This is a genomic window from Bacillus sp. FSL M8-0063, assembly GCF_038005545.1.
GTDB classification, from domain to species: domain Bacteria; phylum Bacillota; class Bacilli; order Bacillales; family Bacillaceae_G; genus Bacillus_A; species Bacillus_A wiedmannii.
Map to the genome: position 1 here is coordinate 4,086,651 of NZ_JBBOTJ010000001.1, position 24,037 is coordinate 4,110,687.

Sequence of the window (24,037 nt, forward strand, 5' to 3'; positions counted from 1 at the left end):
CACTTAAATATGTTGCACATTTTTTTGTTTCGCTAATTCGTCAACAACTAACGTTACAAGATCTACAACACGACGAGAGTAGCCCCACTCGTTATCATACCAAGCAAGTACTTTCACTTTACGATCACCCATTACCATTGTAGATAAACCATCAATAATTGCTGAGTGTGTATTTGTATTAAAGTCAATAGATACTAAAGGCTCTTCGCTGAATTCTACAATGCCTTTTAACGCACCGTTTGCAACAGTTTTGAATGCTTCATTAATAGCTTCAACTGTCACATCACGCTTTACATCTACTACTAAGTCAACAAGAGACACGTTTGGCGTTGGTACACGAAGTGCCATACCATGAAGTTTTCCGTTTAAGTGCGGAAGAACTTTTGCAAGCGCTTTCGCAGCACCTGTCGTTGTCGGAATGATCGATTGTCCGCAAGCACGTGCTCTTCTTAAATCTTTATGTGGGTTATCAATATTTTTTTGGTCATTTGTATAAGCATGAACAGTTGTCATTAAACCGTTTTCAATTCCAAACTGCTCATCTAACACCTTAACAACAGGCGCTAAACAGTTTGTTGTGCAAGATGCATTTGAAATAACAGTATGTTTTGTAATATCTAGTTGGTCTTCGTTCACACCAACTACAATTGTTACATCTTCATTCTTACCAGGCGCTGTTAAAATAACTTTTTTCGCTCCAGCTTCAACATGAAGAATTGCTTTTTCTTTTGAATTAAATTTACCAGTTGCTTCAATTACAACTTCAACACCTAAATCTGTCCAAGGCAATTCCTTTGGATCGCGGTTGTTTAAAAGGCGAATCATTTTTCCATCAACTAATAAGTGATCTTCAAATGCTTCTACTGTTCCGTCAAACTTGCCGTGAACTGTATCATATTTAATTAAATGTGCTAACGTTTCAGATGGATAGCTTGCATTGATTGCTACAATTTCGAATGCGCTTTCTTTTATTGCCTGACGAAATACCATTCTCCCAATACGTCCAAATCCATTAATTGCCACACGAGTCATAATATGTTATCCCCCTTGAATGCGTTATACTATTTATCTCCAATCCCAATAATAGTATAACACAAAAAGGGGATATGTCACTAAGCATTTTCATTAATTTCACAATTTTTTAGTCAATAATGTTCCAATTCTTTAAAATCACCTGTAATTGTGTTTTCGTTCCCATAATTGTGCCATCATTATTTATCACTTCATCTGCATTTTTCACTTTTTCTTCTAACGGCATTTGAGATTGAATACGAGCTGTTGCTTCTTCTTCTGAAAAATTATTTCGTTTCATTAAACGTTTTAATTGTGTATGTGGCTTAACCGCTACAACTAAAACACGGTCCACGAGACTTGTTAATTTACTTTCAAATAAGAGAGGTATATCTAACACAACCGCTTGCATACCTTCCTTTATGTACTTTTCCTTTTGTGTATTCATTTCCTCACGCACTGCAGGATGAACAATTTTATTTAACTGCAATCGTTTTTCTTCATTATAGAAAACGACACTTCCTAATTTCGCCCGATCCAATTCTCCATCTTCTTGTAATACTTCCGTTCCAAACACTTCTACTATTTTGTTATATGCTGGTTTTCCTCGCTCTACAACTTCTCTTGCAATAATATCCGCATCAATAACTGGTATACTCAGTTCACGAAACATTTGAGACACTGTACTTTTTCCACTTGCAATGCCTCCCGTTAATCCAATTACTACTGTCATCATAATCCTCCTCACAATATAAAAGGCGCGAAACTAATGTTCCACGCCCATACTTACATTTTCCAAATTCCAATAATAATGAGTAATACCCCAGGCAGGAATGTAAATTTTTGTAACCATTTCATATTCGATAAAACCGTTCCAAGTTTCATTCCAATAAATAAAAACAAAGAACTCATAACCGCAACCAATATTGCCATCATAGCGGGCGCATACCCTAATAAAGATGCACCAATTCCAGCACCGAACGAATCTATAGAAAGAGCGATACCAAGAAGTAACGCTTCTCCTGCAGAAATGGTGCCTGATTTATCAAAATCTGCAACAGTCGGTTTCCGTAAAATTTGAATCACTAGCCCGAGCGAAGCAATTTCTAATTTCCAAACCTTCTCCTCTTGCTTTGGTTCTTCTTTTTTCTCACTTCGAAAAAATTGGTATAATACCCAAATTCCTATTCCAATAAGAACAAGCCCACCGATACGCGTTGCGATAACAGGTGAAAATATTTTCGCGATCATATGTCCAATTCCCATTGAAACAAGCATAACAGCCGCTGAACACATTCCGATAATTATAATTGATCTTAGTGGAATTCTTACGCTTCTTAAACCATATGTTAGCCCTACACTACAGCTATCTAAGCTTAATGTAAAAGCTAATAAAATAAGAGATAAATAAAGGTACATCGGTAAGCTCCTCCCTTATACATAGCCCTGCTGTATGTATATGACAAATGCCTATCCGATGTTATCTCTTTTCTATATTCTCGGCTGACAAATCGGGCAGTAATGCGTTCCTCTTCCGCCAACAACTGTTTTTTCTAATATCGTACCGCAAGTCACACATGGTTCTCCTTTTTTTCCGTATACATTTAGAAGTTCTTGGAATGAGCCAATTTGCCCTTGCGAATTCATATACGTTCGAATTGTACTTCCGCCTCGCTTCACTGCTTCACCTAACGTTGTAACAGTCGCCTCGTAAATTCGTTCAATTTCTTCTGCTGTTAAAGACGAAGCTTCTCGTTCCGGATGAATTTGAGAACGGAATAAAACTTCATCTACATATATATTTCCAAGCCCTACTAAAAGACGCTGGTCTAATAATACGACTTTTATTTTACGATTGGTCTTTTGCAATCTTTCTTGTAAATACTGCGGTGTCAATTCAGCATCAAACGGCTCCGGACCTAAATCAGCAAGAGGCATTTGATTCAATTCTTCACCTTTCTTAAAGAGATGCATCGTACCAAACTTCCTCACATCTTTATAATGTAGTTCAGTTCCATCTGTAAATAAGAAACGGACGTGTGTATGCTTATCAATTGGCTCGTCCTCTTGATGCAGTAAAAACTTACCTTCCATACGCAAATGTGAAACAATAACATAATTCGTTACATATAAAAGCAAAAACTTTCCTCTTCGCTTTATATTTTCAATCTTTTCGCCTCTTAGCATTTCTTTAAAGATTTCTGCATCATCCGGACGTTTTACTATTTTTGGATAGGTAACAATAACATCTTCAATTGTTTTTCCTGTCACAAGATTTTCAAGTGTCCGTCTGACGTTTTCAACCTCTGGTAATTCAGGCATTTCATCACTTCCTTATTTTGCGTCGTACCAAGTTGGACCGTAAGAATAATCAACTTTCAGCGGAACTGCGAGTTCAATTGCATGCTCCATTACTTCTGGTACAAGCTTCTCTAATTTTTCAATTTCTTCTTTTGGCGCTTCAAATATCAATTCATCGTGTACTTGCAGAAGTAGACGCGCCTGTAATCCTTCTTCTTCTAGACGGTCTGCCATAATAATCATCGCTTTTTTAATAATATCTGCTGCAGTCCCTTGAATTGGTGTATTCATAGCCGTACGCTCAGCAAAGCTACGTAAATTGAAATTACGACTCGTAATTTCCGGAATATAACGGCGGCGATTTAATAATGTAGCCACATATCCTTTTTGTTTCGCATCTTTTACGATGTCACTCATGTATTCTTGTACACCAGGGAAACTTTCTAAATACTTTTCAATAAATTCCGCTGCTGCTTTTCTTGTAATTCCTAAGTTTTGTGAAAGACCATAATCACTAATACCATACACAATTCCGAAATTAACAGCTTTCGCTTGTCGTCTCATATTCGAAGTTACTTCATCTTTTTCAACGCCAAATACATCCATCGCTGTTTTCGTATGAATATCCATATCATGTTGGAACGCTTCAACTAGCCCTTTATCATTTGCAATATGAGCTAATACGCGAAGTTCAATTTGTGAATAATCTGCCGCGTACATAATCCATCCTTCTTCTGATGGAACAAATGCCTGACGAATCTTTCTTCCTTCTTCTAATCGAATCGGGATATTTTGCAAGTTCGGATCCGTTGAACTTAATCGACCTGTTTGCGTTAATACTTGATTGAAACGAGTATGGATTTTAGATGAATCTTCATGTACAACTTTTAATAAACCTTCAATATAAGTTGAATTTAGTTTCCCTAATTGACGATAATGTAAAATGTTTGGAATGATTTCATGGCGATCCATAAGCTTTTCTAGTACATCAGCTGATGTAGAATAGCCTGTTTTCGTCTTTTTAATAACTGGTAAGTTTAAGTTCTCAAACAGAATAACACCAAGCTGCTTCGGTGAATTAATATTAAATTCTGTTCCCGCAAGCTTATAAATTTCCTGTTCCATTTCCTTTAATCTACCTGCAAGTTCTTCTCCCATATTACGAAGACGCTCCGTATCAACTTTTACACCTTTTACTTCCATATCAGCTAATACACGCGCAAGTGGTAATTCTAACTCTGTAAACAGTTCATATTGCTCATTCTTTTGTAACTCTTCTACGAATGTTTGCTTTACATCATATAATACGTGCACTTTACGAGCTACATGCTCCGCTACTACTTCTAGCTCTGGAACAGCACGCTTCGCACCTTTTCCGTAAACTTCTTCATCAGATTTCACAGCATGTGTTTCTTTCATTTTTGCTACAGTACGGAAATCTTTATCCGTATCAGCCGGGTCAAGTAAATAAGCAGCGATTAATAGATCAAAGTCAATCCCTTGCATATCTATCCCGTTCCATTTAAGTGCAACGATTGCGCGCTTCGCATCAAAGGTATACTTTCTCATTTCTCCATCTGCAAGCCACTCTTTAAAAGCGTCTGACTTAAGAGCAATGTCTGTTTGAATAAAGTAACAGCCATTTTCATTTTGAATACCAAAACCTTGAATGTCCGCTCTATGATAGTTATCTTCTTGTACTTCAACGATAAGCGCACTATCTTGCTGAAGCATTTCTTCTGTAACTTCTTCCACAATATCAAATGTAATATCATCTAATTCAGCTGGAGTCGTTTCTTCTGGCGTAACACCTAATTTATTTAAAAGGGATGTAAATCCTAAATTCTCGAACATTGGAATGACATCACTTGCTTCATACCCTTTATACTCCATATCATCCACATGCACTGTAATCGGTGCATCTGTAATAATAGTTGCAAGATCTTTACTCATAAGAGCTTGATCTTTATTTGCTTCTAGCTTTTCTTTTAATTTCTTCCCGCTTACTTGATCTATATTTTCATACACTGCCTCGACCGTTTCAAACTGTGTTAACAATTTAATCGCAGTTTTTTCGCCAACTCCTGGTACACCTGGAATATTATCTGACTGGTCTCCCATTAAACCTTTCATATCGATAATTTGCTTTGGTGATAAGCTGTATTTCTCAAATAAAGCTTCTTTCGTATATTCATCCACTTCTGTAATCCCTTTGCGAGGAATACATACGAGTGTATTATCTGAAACAAGTTGCAGTAAGTCTTTATCTCCTGAAATAACTTTTACATGAAACCCTTGTTCACTCGCTTCTTTCGCTAACGTTCCCATAATGTCATCCGCTTCATAATTTTCTAATTCATAACGCGGTACGTTGAATGCATCAAGCATCTCACGAATAAACGGGAATTGCTCTGATAATTCAGGTGGAGTCTTTTGACGTCCTCCTTTATACTCACTATACGTTTTATGACGGAATGTCGTTTTACCCGCATCAAACGCTACTAACATATGCGTTGGTTTTTCTTCCTCTAATATTCTCATTAACATCATTGTAAAACCGTAAATTGCGTTCGTATGTATACCTTTGTCGTTATTTAAAAGCGGTAGTGCAAAGAAAGCACGATACGCGATATTATTACCATCTACTAATACGACCTTTTTTTCCAAACCAGAAACCTCCCCATACAAATTTGAAATGATTTTTTTCACAGAAAAAAACCGTTCCTTTCCTCTCTCTATATTAACATGACTAATAGAGAGAAGAAAAATAACGGCTATTTTCTATTATATATACAAACGTTTACTAACATAAAAGGGAAGTGACGAGAACAGCATAACTATTCTCGTCCAAAATTACTCCTTGGATGAAGGGGTTTTCATGTATTATATTAACAGACCTTTATTAATATTTAATTAAGCCATTGTTAATATATTGTAAATATCCTTCATCCTATTTTTCAGTTGCTGATTTTGGTAAAACAACTGTAAATGTTGTCCCTTCCCCAACTTCACTATCCACTGTAATCGTACCGTGATGTGCCTCAACTAAATGCTTTACAATCGATAATCCAAGGCCTGTACCACCAGTATTTCTACTTCTCGCTTTATCCACTCGGTAAAAGCGTTCAAAAATACGCGGAATTTCATCTTTACTAATACCAATTCCGGTATCCGATACTTTTATATAAGCATTATATTTATCTTCTGCTAATTCTACAGAAACAACGCCTCCAGCCGGCGTATATACGATTGCGTTATTCATTAAATTAATAAAGATTTGCTTCAAACGACTTGGATCTCCAATGACCGAGACTCCTTTTAGCGCATTTACTTGTAAAGAAATTTCCTTTTCTCCTGCTTTGTTATCAAGCACCATATGAATGTCTTCAAGAAGTCCCTTCATATCAACGGTCCCCATACTCAATTTAAATCCTTGTTGCTCAATCTTTGATAAATCTAATAAATCTTCAATTAACCCTTGCATGCGTTCACTTTCTTTTAAAATAATGTGCAAGAAATGTTCGCAGAATTTTTTATTATCCATAGCACCGTCCAAGAGCGTTTCTGAAAAACCTTTAATAGAAGTAATCGGTGTCTTTAGTTCATGAGAAACATTCGCTAAAAAGTCTTTTCTCATTTGTTCTAATTTCTTTAGCTCAGTAATGTCATGGAATACAAGGACAATCCCTTTCCATTCATGGTTCGTCCCGATAATCGGTGCTCCATATACTTCGAAATGCTTTCGCTCAATTCCAAGCGGCAATAACATTTGTTTACGCACTTTCACTTCTGTCATAAAGATTTCTTCCACGAGCTCTATAATTTCTGTATGATGAAACGACTCATAATATAAACGATCTAAATATTCTTCATCTGTTACGTGGAAAGTCTCCTTATACGAACGGTTTACAAGGTTTATATAACCGCGACTATCAATTAAAATCATTCCGCTTCCCATATTTTCAATTAACGTATGCAGACGATCTTGTTGCATTTCTTGCTCAAGTGTCATCTCTTGTAAATTACGGGCTAAAATATTAATCGCTTTACTCAGCATTCCCGTTTCATCCGAATGACTCTCATAAGCGCGTGCTTTATAATTTCCCTTCGCTAATTCGATAGCAACTTTCGTAACGGATTCAATCGGCCTAATATATTGCCCTGTAATTTTCATACCTAAAAATACGACTACGAGACAAGCGATAACAAATCCGATAATTAATAATCCCCATGTTTTTTGATGAACAGATTTCAAAGGCTCAATTGTACTTTTTACCAAAATGTACCCTTGTTTTCCTGCTACATCTTGAACGAACACCGCATGGTAAAATTCATTATTCTGCTCTGTTTCTTTCGTAATGACTTTATTTCTTTGTTTCGTTGTTTCAGAAGTAAGTTCTTTAATTATCCCTTGGCTAAAAGCAGACTGTTCTCCTCCGCTATATTGAACTTTCTTTTTTTCATCTACAAATGCAATAGAAGCCTGTATTTTTTCTTCTAACTTTTCAAATACATATGGATTTTTTAAAACATCATCAAAACCCTGTTCTTCTGCTAATACCGCAACATACTCTGTCTCTTTTACCATTCTCTCTTTGGCATGATCTATATAGTAGTTTTCAAACACGGTTTCCAGTAATAAACCTAGTCCAACTAAAATAAAAACAATAAGAGAAACAAATGTAAAAAGAAGCCTGGAACGAAATTTATTCATCCCCTTTTGGCTCCTCTAATTTATATCCTAAACCACGTATCGTTTTAATGTACGTCGGTTTTTTCGTATTTTGTTCAATTTTATCGCGCAAATGGCTAATATGAACGTCAACAATTCGTGTATCACCAGCAAAATCATAGTTCCATACAGCACTTAATAATTGATCACGTGTCAACACGCGACTTTTATTTTTCGCAAGATAAACAAGTAGTTCAAATTCTTTTGGTGTTAATTCAAGCTTTCTTCCTTGGAAATAAGCCTCATAAAATTCCGGCAAAATTTTAAGTTCAGCAATTGTGATGCTCTCTTCATCTGACGCTTCTTTCACTTGTTCTTCTTGTTGTAATTTCGTGCGGCGCAAAATTGCCTTCACACGCGCAACAACTTCCCTTGGGCTAAATGGCTTCGTCATATAATCATCTGCCCCAAGTTCAAGACCTAGCACCTTATCAAATTCATCATCTTTTGCTGTTAACATTAAAATCGGCGTCATAACGCGCTGCAATCGTAATTCTTTACACACTTCCATACCATCCATTTTTGGAAGCATTAAATCTAATATAATTAAATCTGGGCGTTCTGTTGTCGCTTTTTGAAGCGCCATTTCTCCATCCATCGCTGTTATCACTTCAAACCCAGCTTGTTGTAGATTAAATTCAATTAAAGTTAAGATAAACTCCTCATCATCAACTACTAAAATACGATTGTTCATTCTTTTCCTCCAAGTTATAGACTTGAAACCTTCTTCATCCTAGCATTTTCCCCGTTATTCTCATCATACTAGAAAATAAGGTCCCTCTCAATATAATTGTCTATTCATGGAGCTCGTTTGTACTATCATTATTCCTAAAAACAACTCCACTCGGCTTAATTAACTTGTTGTTATCCATACTTTATACACTTCTATATCGTTATTAAACTCCACATTCGTATAAATATTAAATTCTCGATTTTGCGCTAACAAAAACGCAAGAGCATACGCTATTTTATAGTCTAGCGTTTCATATCCATCAAATACTCTTCCATACATTTCATTCGCGACCCCGTCTGCCCACACTTCAGCTTCTCTTATCGTTTCAAAGATAACATCTTCTCTTTTCCACTTCATCTTAAAAATCACCCCTTTCATTGACTTCAATTACCAATAAATATATTATTAATTTAAATATATAAATAAACACAATTCAGGGGGCTATTATGCGAGTATTACTACCTATTTTAACTTTAGTAGTAACATGTTTCCTTACTTTTAACGTACCAAGCTGGGATACGATTAAAACAGGTTGTTCAGAATTTGCCGAAGGGTTTAAAGAAGGGTTTTTCAACTAAAAATAGCGCTAGTCCCTTATAGTAAGGTATGCTAGCGCTATTCATATTTTCATGTTTTAAAAATTATCTAATGCTTTTTCCATAATAGAAACTGATTTAAAAGGCGGTGTTACTGTTAAGGAACCTTTTACAACCGTTTCTCCTTTTTCATCATGAGCAGATACAAGCATATCAATTGTATGTTCCTCCTCAGAAACAGCCACAACTTCAAAGTGGATTTGTAACGTTTCATAATGGTGAACATGCTTCACGAACGTAAGGTCCTTCCTAGTAATATGACTACCTGGACCTGGTAAATATTTCGTAACTGCCGTTGTAATCATTCCAGTTAGCATAATGCTTGGTACAATCGGCTTTTCATACGGAGTTTGGGATGCGTAATCATGCTGAATATATAATGGATTGGCATCATTCGTTAACCCTAAGTACAATAACAAATCTTTATCCTCAATTTTTTCAGTGATAGATAATTTCTCTCCTACTGTAATTTCATCCATTCTACGACCAATTTGAACTTTTTTCTTTAACATGTTACAACCCCCTCCGATTTTTTCACCTTATTATCCTACTAAAATCGATACCTTATCCGAATTTTACTATGATGAGGGCAATGTATAGTATAAATCTATAGTTTCATTATAGGATACACCAAATGATAGCGTTTTCATATTATTTCAAAAAAACATTTGAATAAATAGTAGAAAAAGATTCGGGGCCCCGAATCTTTTTCCGCTTATATTTAATTATTAAACAAGAACCTTCATTACATTACGTACAGATTCTACAGAGCGATCTAACGCTTCTTTTTCATCTGCAAGAAGTTCTAACTCAATAATTTTTTCAATTCCGTTACCACCTAGAATTACTGGTACCCCTAAGTAAAGGTCGCTATAACCATATTCACCTTCAAGGTACGCAATAGCTGGTAATACACGGCGTTGATCTTTTAAGATTGCTTCTGTCATTTCAACTAAAGAAGCAGCTGGTGCGTAATATGCACTACCGTTTCCTAATAAGCCTACAATCTCGCCGCCACCTTTACGGGTACGTTCTACGATTGCTTCTAAACGCTCTTTCGGAATTAACGTTTCTAACGGAATGCCACCTGCATAAGAATAACGTACAAGAGGTACCATATCGTCACCGTGTCCACCAAGAACAAATCCTGTAATATCTTTCACAGAAAGATTTAATTCTTGTGCAATAAATGTACGGAAACGAGCTGTATCTAATACGCCCGATTGACCGATAACACGCTCTTTCGGGAATCCTGCTTCTTTAAATACAGAATATGTCATTGCATCAACTGGATTTGTTAATACAACAATAATCGCATTTGGTGAATGTTTTGCAATGTCGCGCGTAATACTTTTCATAATTTTAGAGTTTGTTGCTACTAAGTCATCACGGCTCATACCAGGCTTACGCGCAATACCTGCTGTAATAACGACAACGTCAGAATCAGCAGTATCTTCGTAATTAGATGTTCCAATAATGTTAGCATCAAAACCTTGTACTGGGCTCGCTTCTAACATATCTAACGCTTTCCCTTTTGTTGGATTTTCCAGTTGTGGAATGTCCACTAATACAACATCTGCAAGTTCTTTTTGTGCTAATAAGAATGCTGTTGTTGCTCCTGTAAATCCTGCACCGATGACTGAAACTTTCTTGCGTTTGATTGTCATAATTTACCCCCCGCTTTAATTATGCGTTTTTGATTATCGCTACATCCATATTTTTAATAAGTTCATTAGCGAACTCAGAACATTTCACTTCTGTTGCACCTTCCATTAAGCGTGCGAAATCATAAGTTACTACTTTTGAAGCAATTGTTTTCTCAACTGAATCAGTTACTAAATTCGCAGCTTCGTTCCATCCTAAGTGCTCTAATAATAATACACCAGAAAGAAGAACTGAAGATGGGTTTACTTTATCTAAACCTGCATATTTTGGAGCTGTACCATGTGTAGCTTCAAAGATAGCATGTCCAGTCACATAGTTAATGTTTGCACCAGGTGCAATACCAATTCCACCTACTTGTGCAGCAAGTGCATCAGAGATGTAGTCTCCGTTTAAGTTCATTGTTGCAACAACATCGAACTCACGTGGACGAGTTAAAATTTGTTGTAAGAAGATGTCTGCAATAGAATCTTTTACGATGATTTTTCCAGCCACTTCAGCGTCTGCCATCGCTTTATTCGCTGCATCTTTACCATCTTTCTCAACGATACGATCATATTCAGCCCAAGTAAATACTTTATCGCCGAATTCTTGTTCCGCTACTTCGTAACCCCAGTTTTTGAAAGCACCTTCTGTAAATTTCATAATGTTTCCTTTATGAACTAATGTAACAGAAGAACGCTTTTCGTTAATTGCATATTGAATTGCAGCACGAACAAGACGCTTTGTCCCTTCTTCTGAGATTGGTTTAATACCAATACCAGATGTTTCTGGGAAGCGGATTTTATTAACACCCATTGCTTCTTTTAAGAAAGCAAGGACTTTTTCTGCTTCCGGAGATCCTTGTGCATATTCAATTCCAGCATAAATGTCTTCTGTATTCTCACGGAAAATAACCATATCAGTATCTTCCGGACGTTTTACAGGTGAAGGAACACCATCAAAATAACGAACTGGACGTAGACATACATATAAATCTAATTCTTGACGAAGTGCTACGTTTAGAGAACGAATACCACCGCCAACTGGAGTTGTAAGTGGACCTTTAATCGCGATTAAATATTCACGGATTAAATTTAAAGTTTCTTCTGGTAACCACTCGCCTGTTTGGTTGAATGCTTTTTCCCCTGCAAGCACTTCTTTCCAAACGATTTTCTTCTCACCATCATAAGCTTTTTCAACTGCTGCTTCTAGTACACGAGATGCAGCTGCCCAAATATCAGGACCAATTCCATCTCCTTCGATAAATGGAATAATCGGATTGTTTGGTACATTCATAACACCATTAGTTACAGTAATTTTTTCACCTGTCGTCAATGTGATAACCCCCATGTTTGAAATTTCATATGTATGAAACTGAGGGAATAACCCCTCAGTTCAAACCGTTATTTAAATTAAAATATTCTAATCATTACGTCTTTCCGAAAAAATCAGACTTTTGAAAGCGTATTTTCACTATCAAAATAGTGTTTTTTGCTTATCGTTGTGCAATTGGAACGTACACTTGATGTGTTGGTCCATTATAATCAGCACGTGGACGGATTAAACGGTTGTTTTCATATTGTTCTAGAATATGAGCTAACCAGCCTGACATACGGCTAATTGCAAAAATAGGTGTAAATAAGTCATGGTCAATTCCTAAACAATGGTATACAGAAGCTGAATAGAAATCAACATTTGGCGGAAGACCTTTTTCTTTTGTTACAATGTCTTCAATTTTGATAGACATATTATACCATTTGTTTTCTCCTAAAAGCACGCATAATCTCTTAGACATTTCGCGTAAATGTTTTGCACGCGGATCACCCTGCTCATATACACGGTGGCCAAAGCCCATGATTTTCACTTTATTTTGAAGAGCATTATGAATATATGATTCTACATTTTCTTCTTCGCCAATTTCAGTTAGCATCTTCATTACATTTTCATTTGCCCCGCCGTGAAGAGGACCTTTTAACGCACCGATTGCTGCTGTAATACCAGAATATACATCTGAAAGTGTAGCTACACAAACGCGTGCAGTAAATGTAGAAGCGTTTAACTCATGATCTGCGTGAAGTACAAGCGCCTTATCAAAAGCTTCAATTTCAACTTCATTTGGCTCGCGATCATTTAACATGTACAAGAAGTTTGCAGCTAATGATAAATCGTTTCTAGGCTCAACAACATCTAAACCTTTACGAATTCTTGCATAAGCAGCAACTAAAGTTCCCACTTGAGCCTGCAATTTAACCGCTTTCAAATAATTGGAGTTTTCATCCATAATTTCAGCGCTCTCATCGTATAATGATAGCATGGAAATTGCAGTTCGTAAAACAGACATCGGATGTGCGATTTTTAAATCTACTTGTTTCAAATATGTTAAAATCTCACCTGGAACTTTATAGTATTCCGATACAGTCTCTTTAAATTTCGCTAGTTCTTGTTCATTAGGAAGCTTGCGATGCCATAATAAGTACACTACTTCTTCAAATGTAGCATTCTCAGCTAAATCATCAATATTATACCCAACATAAGTTAATGTATCATCAATAATAGAGCTCACAGATGATGTTGTTGCTACTACCCCTTCTAAACCTCGAATAACAGTCATGACATTCTCTCCTTTTCCTGAAAATTCTCCCAACCTTGCTCCTTATATCTATTTGCTCCCCTTTTGAATTATGAACGCCCGTTCACTCTTTAGGCAAGCAAAATGCACGATCATGCAAATTTATTGCGATGTTCCCCTCTTATGTCCATTGTCTACATGGAAAGCATGAGCGTGAATGTCTCCCCGAATCCTCACGCTCAAAACAACAAGTTAGTGAGGAAAATTAATTCCGAAGAGTTTTATGATAAAAACAACATAAAACAATATCATTATAAAATTGTTTTATGTTGTTTTTATTTTATCTGGTGTAAAGTCTCTGCTGTTATGTAACTTTTCAAAGTTTCTAATCCTATTATAAACAATTATCTGACTTTTGTGAACAGAAAGAATTCAAAATTTTTATATTACTATAAAATTCCTCATTTAAACATCTGTATAATACTCATAACTGCATAGGCAATTCCAGCCCCAATTAATGGACCTACAGCAACTCCATTAAATAAAGCAACCGCTATAATTGTCCCGAAAACGAGCGCAGTTGTAATATGAGGATCCGTCGTCAATAATTGTACGCCGCCTTTCGCTAACAAAGCAACCGCTACCCCTGAAGCTAAAGCAATCCATGCATAATACGATTTCGCCGCTTCTCCAAGTTGTTTAAAACCTATTTCCCCCGTTGCAATCGGTACGAGTACTGCTATTGTAATAACCGTTACACCGAGGTTAATCCCTTTCGTTTGTAGATAAGGAAAGACTTTATCTCCTAGAAACGTAAATTTCAATAAAAATAACACACCAATAGCTACAGTAAGCGATTGGTTTTTAGCAACAAGTCCTATAATAAGTAGTATGAATAAAAATAACGTTGACTGACTAATCATGTTTGCACTTCCTTTCTGAAAATAATGAACTCATTTCCAAACAAAAATACCTTTAAACCTATCGTTATACATGCTATATCGATGTATATTCAACAATAACCACTTCATTTTTTATGTATTTTAAACTGACAAACTGAGACTTTCATCATCAAAAATTTAAGCATGTATACATTTTTGAAAACGATTGTCTCTCCTTTCTTTTCTAATAAGAAACAGGTAAAATAAAAAGAAGAGAAAATGAAGTTTTTACCATATAGTAGAAGCATCAACACCAAGCTTTTACAGTCACTCATGTACTGAAAAAGCAGGAAAAATCCATCATTCCACTATAACATAAAGTGAAACTTTAATCAGTGCAGCACACTCGTTATAAGTTGAACGAATTAGGATAATCCAAATTGGAATGGGAGGTATACATCTTTGAACCGAAACTTACTATATATGATATTGCGACTCATATTTGTCATTGTAGCAACGGTAGCCGGGTTCTATGCATTACTATATATGTCAGGACTTATCTACCCTTTTATTATCGCTTTCGCATTTGCTTATTTGATTAATCCTGTCGTCAATTTCCTTAATCAAAAACTACAATTTCCTCGCGCACTAGCAGTACTCGTTAGCTTAATTCTCGTATTTGGAGCTATCGTTGGACTCGTTACATATCTTGTAACAGAAGCAATATCTGCCACAACATACTTACTACAACTTGTTACAGTAAAGTTTCCGGATATCGTTAAATTCGCAGAGCAATTTGCACTTAATCATATTATGCCTCTCTATGATGATTTAATTTCTAAATTTAATCATCTTGGGGAACCACAGCGCTATACGATTACACAAAACATTCAAAACTTAGGAACCGAAGCAACGACGCAAATGAAAGAACTTTTAACTGCTATTATAAGCGGGTTAACAAATTTCATTAGTGCATTACCAACAACTTTAACTGTCCTTGTATTCGTTTTATTAGCCACTTTCTTCATTAGTTACGATTGGCACCGTCTTGCTCAGAAAGTAAGAAAATTTTTGCCGAATCGTGTTCATGGCTATGGAAAAACTATTTTTGTCGATTTAAGAAAAGCTTTATTTGGTTTTGTTAAAGCGCAACTTACACTCGTATCTATGACAACTGTTATTGTACTAATCGGACTTTTAATATTACGCGTACCATACGCCATTACTATCGCGATTATTACAGGGGTTGTAGATTTACTCCCATATTTAGGAACCGGCGCCGTCTTCGTTCCTTGGGTTATATACGTATTTTTCACTGGCGACACTGCTTTCGCCATCGGTCTTCTCATCTTATACATCGTCGTGATTGTCCAAAGACAAATTATGGAGCCTAAAGTACTCTCATCTAATATCGGCCTCGATCCATTAGCAACACTGATCGCTCTATTTGTCGGCTTTAAGCTTTTTGGCTTTTTAGGATTAATCATCGGTCCAGTCACCTTAGTACTACTTAATACATTGCACAAAGCTCGTGTATTCCATGATTTGTGGAAATATATTAAAGGCACACCTTCAAAATAATAGTTTCTAATTCATATACAACAAAAAACTTACATGTAATCAGTGGGAAATTCCCACTGATTATTCCTTGTACTTATTTTTTACACTCATTACATACAACGAGAGAATTGCCCCAGAAAAAGGATAATACTCTTGTTTTTTTGCATGAAAAACGCATATTTCGAGGTATTTTTACATATTTATTCTATTATTCCTATAATTATTACTTACATTTATTACTTTTTATGTAAATGAATAAATATACAAAAACCAGCTTGAGTTCATATGAATTTCCCTACAGTATACTCAGTAAGAACTACCTACATATCCAACCGAAAAATACACAGCAAATATAATAAAGCAAAACTACGATTATTAACTTTCACCAACCGGATTAGTATGAGCAGTCCGATTTCCACTTAACTCCTTCGCATTCACCAAATTTTAAGGCATGATACAGCAAAACTTTAATTAACAGAACTTCATCCATCCGCCATCCTTTTGCGGGCAAAAAAAATAGTGCTTAGATCGCTATAATCTAAGCACTATTTCTGCACAATAATAGTAGAACTCTTTCTAAACTTCCATTCCATCCACTTCATAACAAATGGCTTCAACAAAGCCCTCGTCATAGGGATAACGAAGATCAAACCCATTATATCCGTTACGTATCCAGGAAGTACCAAAAGAATACCTCCTACAAAGATAAAAATACCATCCAGTACCGCTCCTCCTGGCATTTCTCCTCTATTCAACTTAGATTGAATCTCTCCAAGTACTTTAAATCCTTGTCTTTTCGCCAAATAGACACCTACAACACCCGTAAATACAATCATAGCGAACGTAGACCATAAACCTATTACATGACTCGATCCAATTAAGACTGTAATCTCAATCGCCGGTATTAAAATAAACAAGAATAGTAACCACTTCATAGTTCTACACTCCTCTCACGCATCACTTTAAACGAACCCATAACGCCCGTATACGCTACACAAAAACTAAACACCTTTCCCTATTGAACCTCGTAACAAACGGCTTCTAAACCCAATTCCAGGCGTTTCAAGCTGATTCCACCTCGTTTTTGTGTAAAAAAAAGAGAAGGACTCCGATCCTTCTCTTCATATTACTTATAGCACTTCCGCATGTCCATTATAAACAATTCCGCGTGCTGCATCAACTGTTACTTCTTGGCCATTTTTTAAAGTTGCTGTTACGCCGTTTACACCAACGATAACAGGAATACCGATTGATACACCTACAACAGCCGCATGGCTTGTTAGACCGCCTTCTTCTACAACTAGAGCAGCAGCTTTTTCGATTGCAGGAATCATATCTTTATCAGTGCTTGTTGTAACAAGGATATCACCTTTGTTTACGTTCGCTACAGCTTCAGCAGCTGTTTTCGCTACAACTACTTTACCTTTTGCAGCTTTACGACCGATTCCTTGTCCTTTCGCAACTTCTTCACCAACAACATGGATTTTCATTAAGTTTGTTGTACCAGTTTCAGCAACTGGAACACCAGCAGTGATTACTACAGTGTCTCCAAGTCCAATTAGACCTGCATCCATACCTGTTTGAATTGCAGTATCTAACATTTCGTCAGTAGACGCTGCACGTTTTCCAGCCATAAATGCTTGTACACCCCAAACAAGTGCAAGACGACGTCCTACTTGCTCGTCAGATGTTACAGCTACGATTGGAGATTTCGGACGGTATTTAGAGATCATTTTCGCAGTATGTCCACTTTCTGTTGGAGCTACGATTGCAGCTACATCAAGAGCAAGTGCTGTATGCGCAACAGATTGGCTAATTGCATCTGTGATTGTTGGAGTGAACTCTTTAATACGTTTTTTGAACATATCTTCATATTGTAATGATTTTTCAACACGTACTGCAATGTTAGCCATCATTGTTACTGCTTCTACTGGGTATTGACCAGCAGCTGTTTCACCTGAAAGCATGATTGCATCTGTACCATCGAAGATCGCGTTAGCTACGTCACTTGCTTCTGCACGAGTTGGACGTGGGTTACGTTGCATAGAATCTAACATTTGTGTCGCAGTAATAACCGGTTTACCTAACACGTTACATTTTTTGATTAGACGTTTTTGTACTAATGGTACTTCTTCTGGCGGAATTTCTACACCCATATCACCACGAGCTACCATTAAACCGTCAGAAACTTCTAAGATTGAATCGATGTTATCGATACCCTCTTGGTTTTCGATTTTCGGTACGATTTGGATGTATTGAGCGTTATGCCCTTCTAATAATTCACGGATTTCTAATACGTCAGATGCTTTACGTACGAATGAAGCTGCGATGAAATCAACTTTTTGCTCGATACCGAAAACGATATCTTTTACGTCTTTTTCAGTGATACCAGGAAGCTTAATGCTTACGTTTGGTACGTTAACACCTTTTTTATTTTTTACAGTTCCGCTGTTTAAAACTTTTGTACGGATGTTTCCGTCAGCTTTTTCGATTACTTCTAGTTCGATAAGACCGTCATCGATTAGAATACGAGAACCTGGGTCTACATCGTCATAAAGACCAGCATAAGATACAGAGAACTTCTCTGCAGTACCTAATACTTGCTCAGTAGAAAGAACTACTTCCGCACCTGTTACAAGCTCAGCTTGTCCGTCTACGAAGTCGTGAGTACGGATTTCTGGACCTTTTGTATCAAGTAAAATACCAACTGTTTTACCAGTTTTCTTTGAAGCTTCACGAATGTTTTTAATACGAGCGCCGTGCTCTTCATGGCTACCATGAGAGAAGTTTAAACGAGCAACGTTCATACCTGCTTCGATTAATTGTTCTAATTTCTCAATACTTTCACTAGCAGGACCTATAGTACATACAATTTTAGTTTTACGCATATTGCACCTCCGAAAATTATGAAACCGTTCCCAAATATCCGACATTAAGCCGATTAGATGGATAATTCTTTAGATAATTGATACATATCTTTATCGATTGTATGCTTTTGAGCTAACGCTTCGATAATATCATGATCAACAAGTTTATTATCTTGAATACCTACACAACGTCCACCTCTACCAGCAATTAATAATTCAACTGCTCTTGCGCCAAGACGACTTGCTAATACACGGTCTTGTGCACTTGGTGATCCACCACGTTGTACGTGACCTAATACAGTTACACGAGTATCAAAGTTTGTTGCTTCTTCAATGTGCTTACCGATGTCAATTGCACTTCCAACACCTTCAGCCACAATGATAATACTGTGTTTTTTGCCACGTTCACTACCGCGCTTCAGACGAGCAATAACATCTTCCATGTCATACTCTTCTTCTGGAATTAAGATTGTTTCGGCACCATCAGCTAAACCAGCCCATAATGCGATATCTCCAGCATGACGTCCCATTACTTCGATAACATATGTACGTTCATGAGATGTAGCTGTGTCACGAATTTTATCAATTGCATCAATAACAGTATTTAAAGCTGTATCGAAACCAATTGTGAAGTCTGTTCCAGGAATATCATTGTCAATTGTACCTGGTACACCAACACATGGGAATCCTTGTTCAGTTAATTTTTTAGCACCTTGGTAAGAGCCATCTCCACCAATAACAACAAGTCCTTCGATACCGTGTTTCTTTAATTGCTCGATACCTTTTAGTCGTACTTCTGGATCTTTAAACTCAGGACATCTTGCTGTATATAATTTCGTACCACCACGGTGGATAATATCGCCAACAGAACCAAGTTCTAATTTTTCAATATGACCAGAAATTAAACCAGCGTATCCATGGTAAATACCATATACTTCAATATCATGGAAAATCGCTTTACGAACAACTGCACGAATGGCAGCATTCATACCAGGTGAATCTCCACCACTTGTTAATACACCAATACGTTTCATTTGTACTCACCTCATAAAGATTATTTGCCTTATAATAAAATAACACGAAAAAATATAAAAACACAATGGAGAAGATGTGTCTTTTCATAATAAAAACGTGCATTCGCGAAGAGGAACGCACGCTTTTATTATTTTATCCCAATGGAAGCGTTTGAAAACGAAACTTGCCCAATTTTCATATATTTTTCATAACGTTTTTCGATTAATTCATCTTTCGAAATTCCGCTTAATTGTTCAAAAGTTTTCTTAAGCATTAAATCTATATTTTCTGATTGTTTTAAAATATTACGATGCGCTCCGCCTTTTGCCTCTGGAATAATTTCGTCAATTACACCTAATTCTTTCAAATCTAATGCTGTAATTTTCATCGCTTCTGCAGCTTCTTTTGCTTTACTAGCGTCTTTCCAAAGAATTGCCGCCGCACCCTCTGGTGTAATAACAGAATACGTGGAATTTTCCAGCATATGAATGTAATCGCCTACTCCAAGACCTAACGCACCACCACTACCACCTTCACCGATAACAATACAAATAACAGGGACAGTTAAACCCGCCATTTCAAATAAATTACGGGCAATCGCCTCACTTTGTCCACGTTCTTCAGCTGCTTTACCAGGGTAAGCTCCCTTCGTATCGATGAAACAAATAATAGGACGATTAAACTTTTCCGCTTGTTTCATTAGACGCAGTGCTTTTCGATATCCTTCTGGATGAGGCATCCCAAAATTACGACGAATATTTTCTTTCGTATCTTTTCCGCGTTGGTGCCCAATTACAGTTACAGGCATCCCCTTATATTTCGCAATGCCGCCGACAATCGCTGCATCGTCGCCAAATAGGCGATCTCCATGACATTCAAAAAAATTAGTAAATAAGTGCTCAATATAATCGAGCGTTGTCGGTCGTTCTGCATGACGAGCAATTTGAACACGGTCCCATACTTTCATATTGCCGTATATATCTTCCTCTAATTTTTCTAGCTTGTCTTCCAAAATACGAATCTCCTCACTGAAGTCCATCTGGCTGTTTTTCGTATAGTCTTTCAGTTCACGAATCTTATTTCTTAGCTCAACAACTGGTTTCTCAAATTCTAGCTCTGCCATACAGCCATTTCCCCTCCTTGATGAACTTCTAAAATCTTACGGAGCGATTCTCTCATATCATCACGATGCACAACCGCATCTAATTGACCGTGCTCTAATAAAAATTCTGCCGTTTGGAAATCTTCCGGTAGTTTTTCACGCACTGTTTGTTCAATTACACGTCTACCAGCAAATCCGATAAGTGCACCTGGCTCTGCAAGATTGTAATCACCAAGTGAAGCGAAACTCGCTGAAACCCCGCCCGTCGTTGGGTGAGTCATAACAGAAATAAATAACCCTCCTGCATTACTATGCTTTTTCAAAGCTACGCTTGTTTTTGCCATTTGCATTAAACTTAATATCCCTTCTTGCATACGGGCACCACCCGACGCAGTAAAGATAATAAATGGAACTTGTAAGTCGTATGCTTTTTCAACTGCACGGGCAATTTTCTCTCCTACAACAGAGCCCATGCTGCCCATTCGAAAACGAGAATCCATTACTGCAACAACAACAAGCATGTCATCAATTGTTCCTTCACCAGTTACAACCGCTTCGTTCAATTTAGTCTTCTTACGATCGCTCTCTAGTTTCTCTTCGTATCCTGGAAACTCGAGTGGATTTAATGAAACCATTTCTTTGTCATACTCACGGAATGACCCTTCATCCAATATACTATCAAGACGTTCCCATGCATTCATAGGATGATGATATCCACAATTCACACATACTTTTAAATTTTTTAGAAGCTCTTTCGTATACATGATTTTTTTACATTTCGGACATTTTGTCATAACGCCATCTGGTACATCTTTTCGTACTTGTTCTGAAGGTATTGCAGCGTACTTTTTCTTTTTCACGAATAAATCTCTTAGCACAATTTGACCCCCTTCGTTGAGAGCTAAGGTTAGCGCAAGAAGAAAATTGGGCTAACACCAAAGTTTGATGTTAGCCTTATCTTCTCAATCTGTCTAATAACCTCACTCTTTACGTTTAACTTTAACCGCTACGCGATAGAATGTTTGTCATAACGTGTCATGGTCATTTCGACAAATTTTATACATTACGAGTGAAACTGTATATTCTCTACTAATTCATCGTAAATTTTTAGTGCATCATTTTCTTGTTTTTCTTCCAAAGTAGCATAAAGCTTTCTATACATATCGATAGAATCTCCTGAAACTTCACAAGAAAGAGTTGATACGTAATCATTTACGATCATCCAAATGCGATATAGTAAATAATTATCGACTTGTTCAATGAGTGTTTTAAAGAACGTTTGATGAAGCATCGGAATTGAATTTTCATTTTCTTCAAGCACTTGATTTAATTTTCTTAGCACTTTAGAAAACGTTTCTTTCGGCAAATTACATACAATTCGAATCATATCTTTCTCAAGCAATCGTTTTGTTTGTAATAAATCACGAATTGTTTTCTCATCTTGCAGTAAGAACGGCGCAATCAATTGTACAAGACCGTTATCGTAAAAGTTTCGAATAAACGTCCCTTCACCACGTCTCGTTTCAATCAATCCTACCAGTTCTAAAGCACGCAATGCTTCTCTTACAGAGGAACGCCCTACGTTTAAACGTGAACTTAACTCACGCTCAGACGGCAAACGATCCCCTGCCACCAATCCATCTTCTTCCATAATGGAACGGATTTTTTTTACAATTTCGAGATATACTTTTGTATTTGATGATGTCAATGGAAATTCCTCGCTTATTCTTTACCAATCAGCGCTAATTGTTTTGTTTTCTCAGCAATCTCATTTGGATCTACTTGACGGCGAGCTACTCCTGTCTCCATTGCAGCTTTCGCAACGTAAGCTGCCACTTGAGGCGCTACACGCGCGTCAAACGGTGCCGGAATGATATAGTCTGCATTCAACTCATCTTCTGCTACAAGCTCAGCAATAGCCTGTACAGCTGCCATCTTCATTTCTTCGTTAATTTGTGTCGCATGTACGTCAAGTGCACCACGGAAAATACCAGGGAACGCTAGTACATTATTTACTTGGTTCGCGAAGTCAGAACGACCCGTTCCAACAACAGCTGCGCCCGCTGCTTTTGCCAATTCTGGCATAATTTCTGGAACTGGATTCGCCATTGCAAAAATAATTGCATCGTCATTCATTGTACGAACCATCTCTTCTGTTAATGCACCTTCTGCAGATACACCAATGAATACGTCCGCACCTTGTACAACGTCAGCTAAAGAACCTTCGATACGATTCTTATTTGTATATTTTGCAACTTCATCCTTCACCGGATTCATACCTGTAGGACGACCATCATAGATTGCGCCTTTACGGTCACACATAATAATGTCGCGTACACCATAGCGATATAAAAGTTTAATAATTGCAATACCTGCTGCACCTGCGCCATTTGCGACAACTTTAATGTCAGACATTTTCTTTCCAACTAATTTTAGCGCGTTCACAAGACCTGCTACTGTTACGATAGCTGTTCCGTGTTGATCATCATGGAAGATAGGAATATTTGTTTCTTTTTTCAAACGTTCTTCAATAATGAAGCAGTTTGGTGCTGCGATATCCTCTAAGTTAACGCCGCCAAAAGTTGGCTCCATTAATTTTACAGTTTCAACAATTTTATCTACATCGTTTGTATTTAAGGCAATTGGGAATGCATCTACACCAGCAAAGCTCTTGAATAATACAGCTTTACCTTCCATTACTGGAAGAGATGCTTCAGGTCCAATGTTACCAAGACCAAGTACAGCCGTGCCATCTGTCACAACTGCTACCATATTTCCCTTCATCGTATATTCATATACCTTACTTTTATCGTCATAAATTTCTTTACAAGGTTCTGCAACCCCTGGAGAATATGCAAGACTTAAATCTTTTGCATTTTCTACTTTTACTTTTGATACAGTTTCTAATTTTCCTTGATGCACTTTATGCATGTGAAGTGCTTCTTCACGAAGTGTTGACAAACTATCCACTCTCCTCAAATTATTCTAGCTGATATCAATTTCTCCAAGTGGTCTGACCACGAACAC

General features: G+C 37.0%; 22 protein-coding genes. 2 read left to right on the top strand and 20 right to left on the bottom strand.

Annotated features, from left to right (window positions below):
- Positions 1-3: 3 nt before the first annotated feature.
- The 8 genes from MKX31_RS20820 to MKX31_RS20855 form a co-directional block, all read right to left on the bottom strand.
- The gene (locus MKX31_RS20820) at positions 4-1,032 is read right to left on the bottom strand and encodes a glyceraldehyde-3-phosphate dehydrogenase (RefSeq protein WP_000198978.1); all 1,029 of its coding nucleotides are present in this window, start codon (positions 1,030-1,032) and stop codon (positions 4-6) included.
- Positions 1,033-1,141: 109 nt separating this feature from the next.
- Positions 1,142-1,744 (bottom strand): dephospho-CoA kinase, encoded by a 603-nt coding sequence (gene coaE / locus MKX31_RS20825; RefSeq protein ID WP_064474613.1) that lies wholly within the window; start codon positions 1,742-1,744, stop codon positions 1,142-1,144.
- Between the two features lie 53 nt (positions 1,745-1,797).
- Positions 1,798-2,430 (bottom strand): sporulation membrane protein YtaF, encoded by a 633-nt coding sequence (gene ytaF / locus MKX31_RS20830; protein WP_000281739.1) that lies wholly within the window; start codon positions 2,428-2,430, stop codon positions 1,798-1,800.
- A 72-nt stretch (positions 2,431-2,502) separates the two neighbouring features.
- The gene (gene mutM, locus MKX31_RS20835) at positions 2,503-3,333 is read right to left on the bottom strand and encodes a DNA-formamidopyrimidine glycosylase (RefSeq protein ID WP_001114486.1); all 831 of its coding nucleotides are present in this window, start codon (positions 3,331-3,333) and stop codon (positions 2,503-2,505) included.
- Positions 3,334-3,345: 12 nt separating this feature from the next.
- On the bottom strand, positions 3,346-5,979 hold the full coding sequence (gene polA, locus MKX31_RS20840; protein ID WP_142289400.1) for a DNA polymerase I: 2,634 nt from the start codon (positions 5,977-5,979) through the stop codon (positions 3,346-3,348).
- A gap of 283 nt (positions 5,980-6,262) precedes the next feature.
- A complete protein-coding gene (phoR, locus tag MKX31_RS20845; protein ID WP_001032126.1) occupies positions 6,263-8,026 on the bottom strand; it encodes a sensory box histidine kinase PhoR in 1,764 nt (587 codons plus the stop codon).
- A complete protein-coding gene (gene phoP, locus MKX31_RS20850; RefSeq protein ID WP_001065222.1) occupies positions 8,019-8,738 on the bottom strand; it encodes a two-component system response regulator PhoP in 720 nt (239 codons plus the stop codon). The genes phoR and phoP overlap by 8 nt, the downstream gene beginning before the upstream one ends.
- Before the next feature lie 159 nt (positions 8,739-8,897).
- Entirely contained in the window at positions 8,898-9,134 is a 237-nt protein-coding gene (locus MKX31_RS20855; protein WP_064474610.1) for a hypothetical protein, read from the bottom strand.
- An 89-nt stretch (positions 9,135-9,223) separates the two neighbouring features.
- Here MKX31_RS20855 and MKX31_RS20860 point away from each other — a divergent pair, with 89 nt between their 5' ends.
- Positions 9,224-9,355: a hypothetical protein gene (locus MKX31_RS20860; RefSeq protein WP_001265022.1), complete on the top strand. Its 132-nt coding sequence runs from the start codon at positions 9,224-9,226 to the stop codon at positions 9,353-9,355.
- Between the two features lie 56 nt (positions 9,356-9,411).
- On the opposite strand, the gene MKX31_RS20865 is transcribed toward MKX31_RS20860, so the two are convergent.
- From MKX31_RS20865 to MKX31_RS20885, 5 genes are all read right to left on the bottom strand, one after another.
- Positions 9,412-9,885 carry a MaoC family dehydratase gene (locus tag MKX31_RS20865; protein ID WP_000914190.1) on the bottom strand — a complete coding sequence of 158 codons (474 nt, stop codon included), beginning with the start codon at positions 9,883-9,885 and terminating at the stop codon, positions 9,412-9,414.
- 216 nt (positions 9,886-10,101) lie between these two features.
- Entirely contained in the window at positions 10,102-11,040 is a 939-nt protein-coding gene (gene mdh / locus MKX31_RS20870) for a malate dehydrogenase (RefSeq protein ID WP_064474609.1), read from the bottom strand.
- A 19-nt stretch (positions 11,041-11,059) separates the two neighbouring features.
- Positions 11,060-12,352, bottom strand: coding sequence for an NADP-dependent isocitrate dehydrogenase (gene icd / locus MKX31_RS20875; RefSeq protein ID WP_064474608.1), 1,293 nt, complete (start codon positions 12,350-12,352; stop codon positions 11,060-11,062).
- A gap of 160 nt (positions 12,353-12,512) precedes the next feature.
- Positions 12,513-13,661, bottom strand: coding sequence for a citrate synthase (citZ, locus tag MKX31_RS20880; RefSeq protein WP_002073260.1), 1,149 nt, complete (start codon positions 13,659-13,661; stop codon positions 12,513-12,515).
- A 386-nt stretch (positions 13,662-14,047) separates the two neighbouring features.
- A complete protein-coding gene (locus tag MKX31_RS20885; RefSeq protein WP_000625511.1) occupies positions 14,048-14,509 on the bottom strand; it encodes a DUF441 domain-containing protein in 462 nt (153 codons plus the stop codon).
- 420 nt (positions 14,510-14,929) lie between these two features.
- On the opposite strand from MKX31_RS20885, the gene ytvI reads away from it, so the two are divergent.
- Complete coding sequence (ytvI, locus tag MKX31_RS20890) at positions 14,930-16,048, top strand: sporulation integral membrane protein YtvI (protein WP_088048028.1); 1,119 nt, start codon at positions 14,930-14,932, stop codon at positions 16,046-16,048.
- Between the two features lie 524 nt (positions 16,049-16,572).
- Here ytvI and MKX31_RS20895 read toward each other — a convergent pair.
- The 7 genes from MKX31_RS20895 to MKX31_RS20925 form a co-directional block, all read right to left on the bottom strand.
- Complete coding sequence (locus tag MKX31_RS20895; protein ID WP_064474606.1) at positions 16,573-16,962, bottom strand: FxsA family protein; 390 nt, start codon at positions 16,960-16,962, stop codon at positions 16,573-16,575.
- A 195-nt stretch (positions 16,963-17,157) separates the two neighbouring features.
- Positions 17,158-18,915 carry a pyruvate kinase gene (gene pyk, locus MKX31_RS20900; protein WP_001232679.1) on the bottom strand — a complete coding sequence of 586 codons (1,758 nt, stop codon included), beginning with the start codon at positions 18,913-18,915 and terminating at the stop codon, positions 17,158-17,160.
- Positions 18,916-18,968: 53 nt separating this feature from the next.
- Positions 18,969-19,928 carry a 6-phosphofructokinase gene (pfkA, locus tag MKX31_RS20905; RefSeq protein ID WP_000821162.1) on the bottom strand — a complete coding sequence of 320 codons (960 nt, stop codon included), beginning with the start codon at positions 19,926-19,928 and terminating at the stop codon, positions 18,969-18,971.
- A 128-nt stretch (positions 19,929-20,056) separates the two neighbouring features.
- Positions 20,057-21,031 carry an acetyl-CoA carboxylase carboxyl transferase subunit alpha gene (gene accA, locus MKX31_RS20910; RefSeq protein WP_064474605.1) on the bottom strand — a complete coding sequence of 325 codons (975 nt, stop codon included), beginning with the start codon at positions 21,029-21,031 and terminating at the stop codon, positions 20,057-20,059.
- The gene (gene accD / locus MKX31_RS20915; protein ID WP_000942866.1) at positions 21,019-21,888 is read right to left on the bottom strand and encodes an acetyl-CoA carboxylase, carboxyltransferase subunit beta; all 870 of its coding nucleotides are present in this window, start codon (positions 21,886-21,888) and stop codon (positions 21,019-21,021) included. Before accD ends, accA begins: the two co-directional genes overlap by 13 nt.
- Positions 21,889-22,073: 185 nt before the next feature.
- Entirely contained in the window at positions 22,074-22,718 is a 645-nt protein-coding gene (locus MKX31_RS20920) for a FadR/GntR family transcriptional regulator (protein ID WP_000204434.1), read from the bottom strand.
- Between the two features lie 14 nt (positions 22,719-22,732).
- A complete protein-coding gene (locus MKX31_RS20925) occupies positions 22,733-23,941 on the bottom strand; it encodes an NAD(P)-dependent malic enzyme (protein ID WP_161796084.1) in 1,209 nt (402 codons plus the stop codon).
- Between the last annotated feature and the right edge of the window lie 96 nt (positions 23,942-24,037).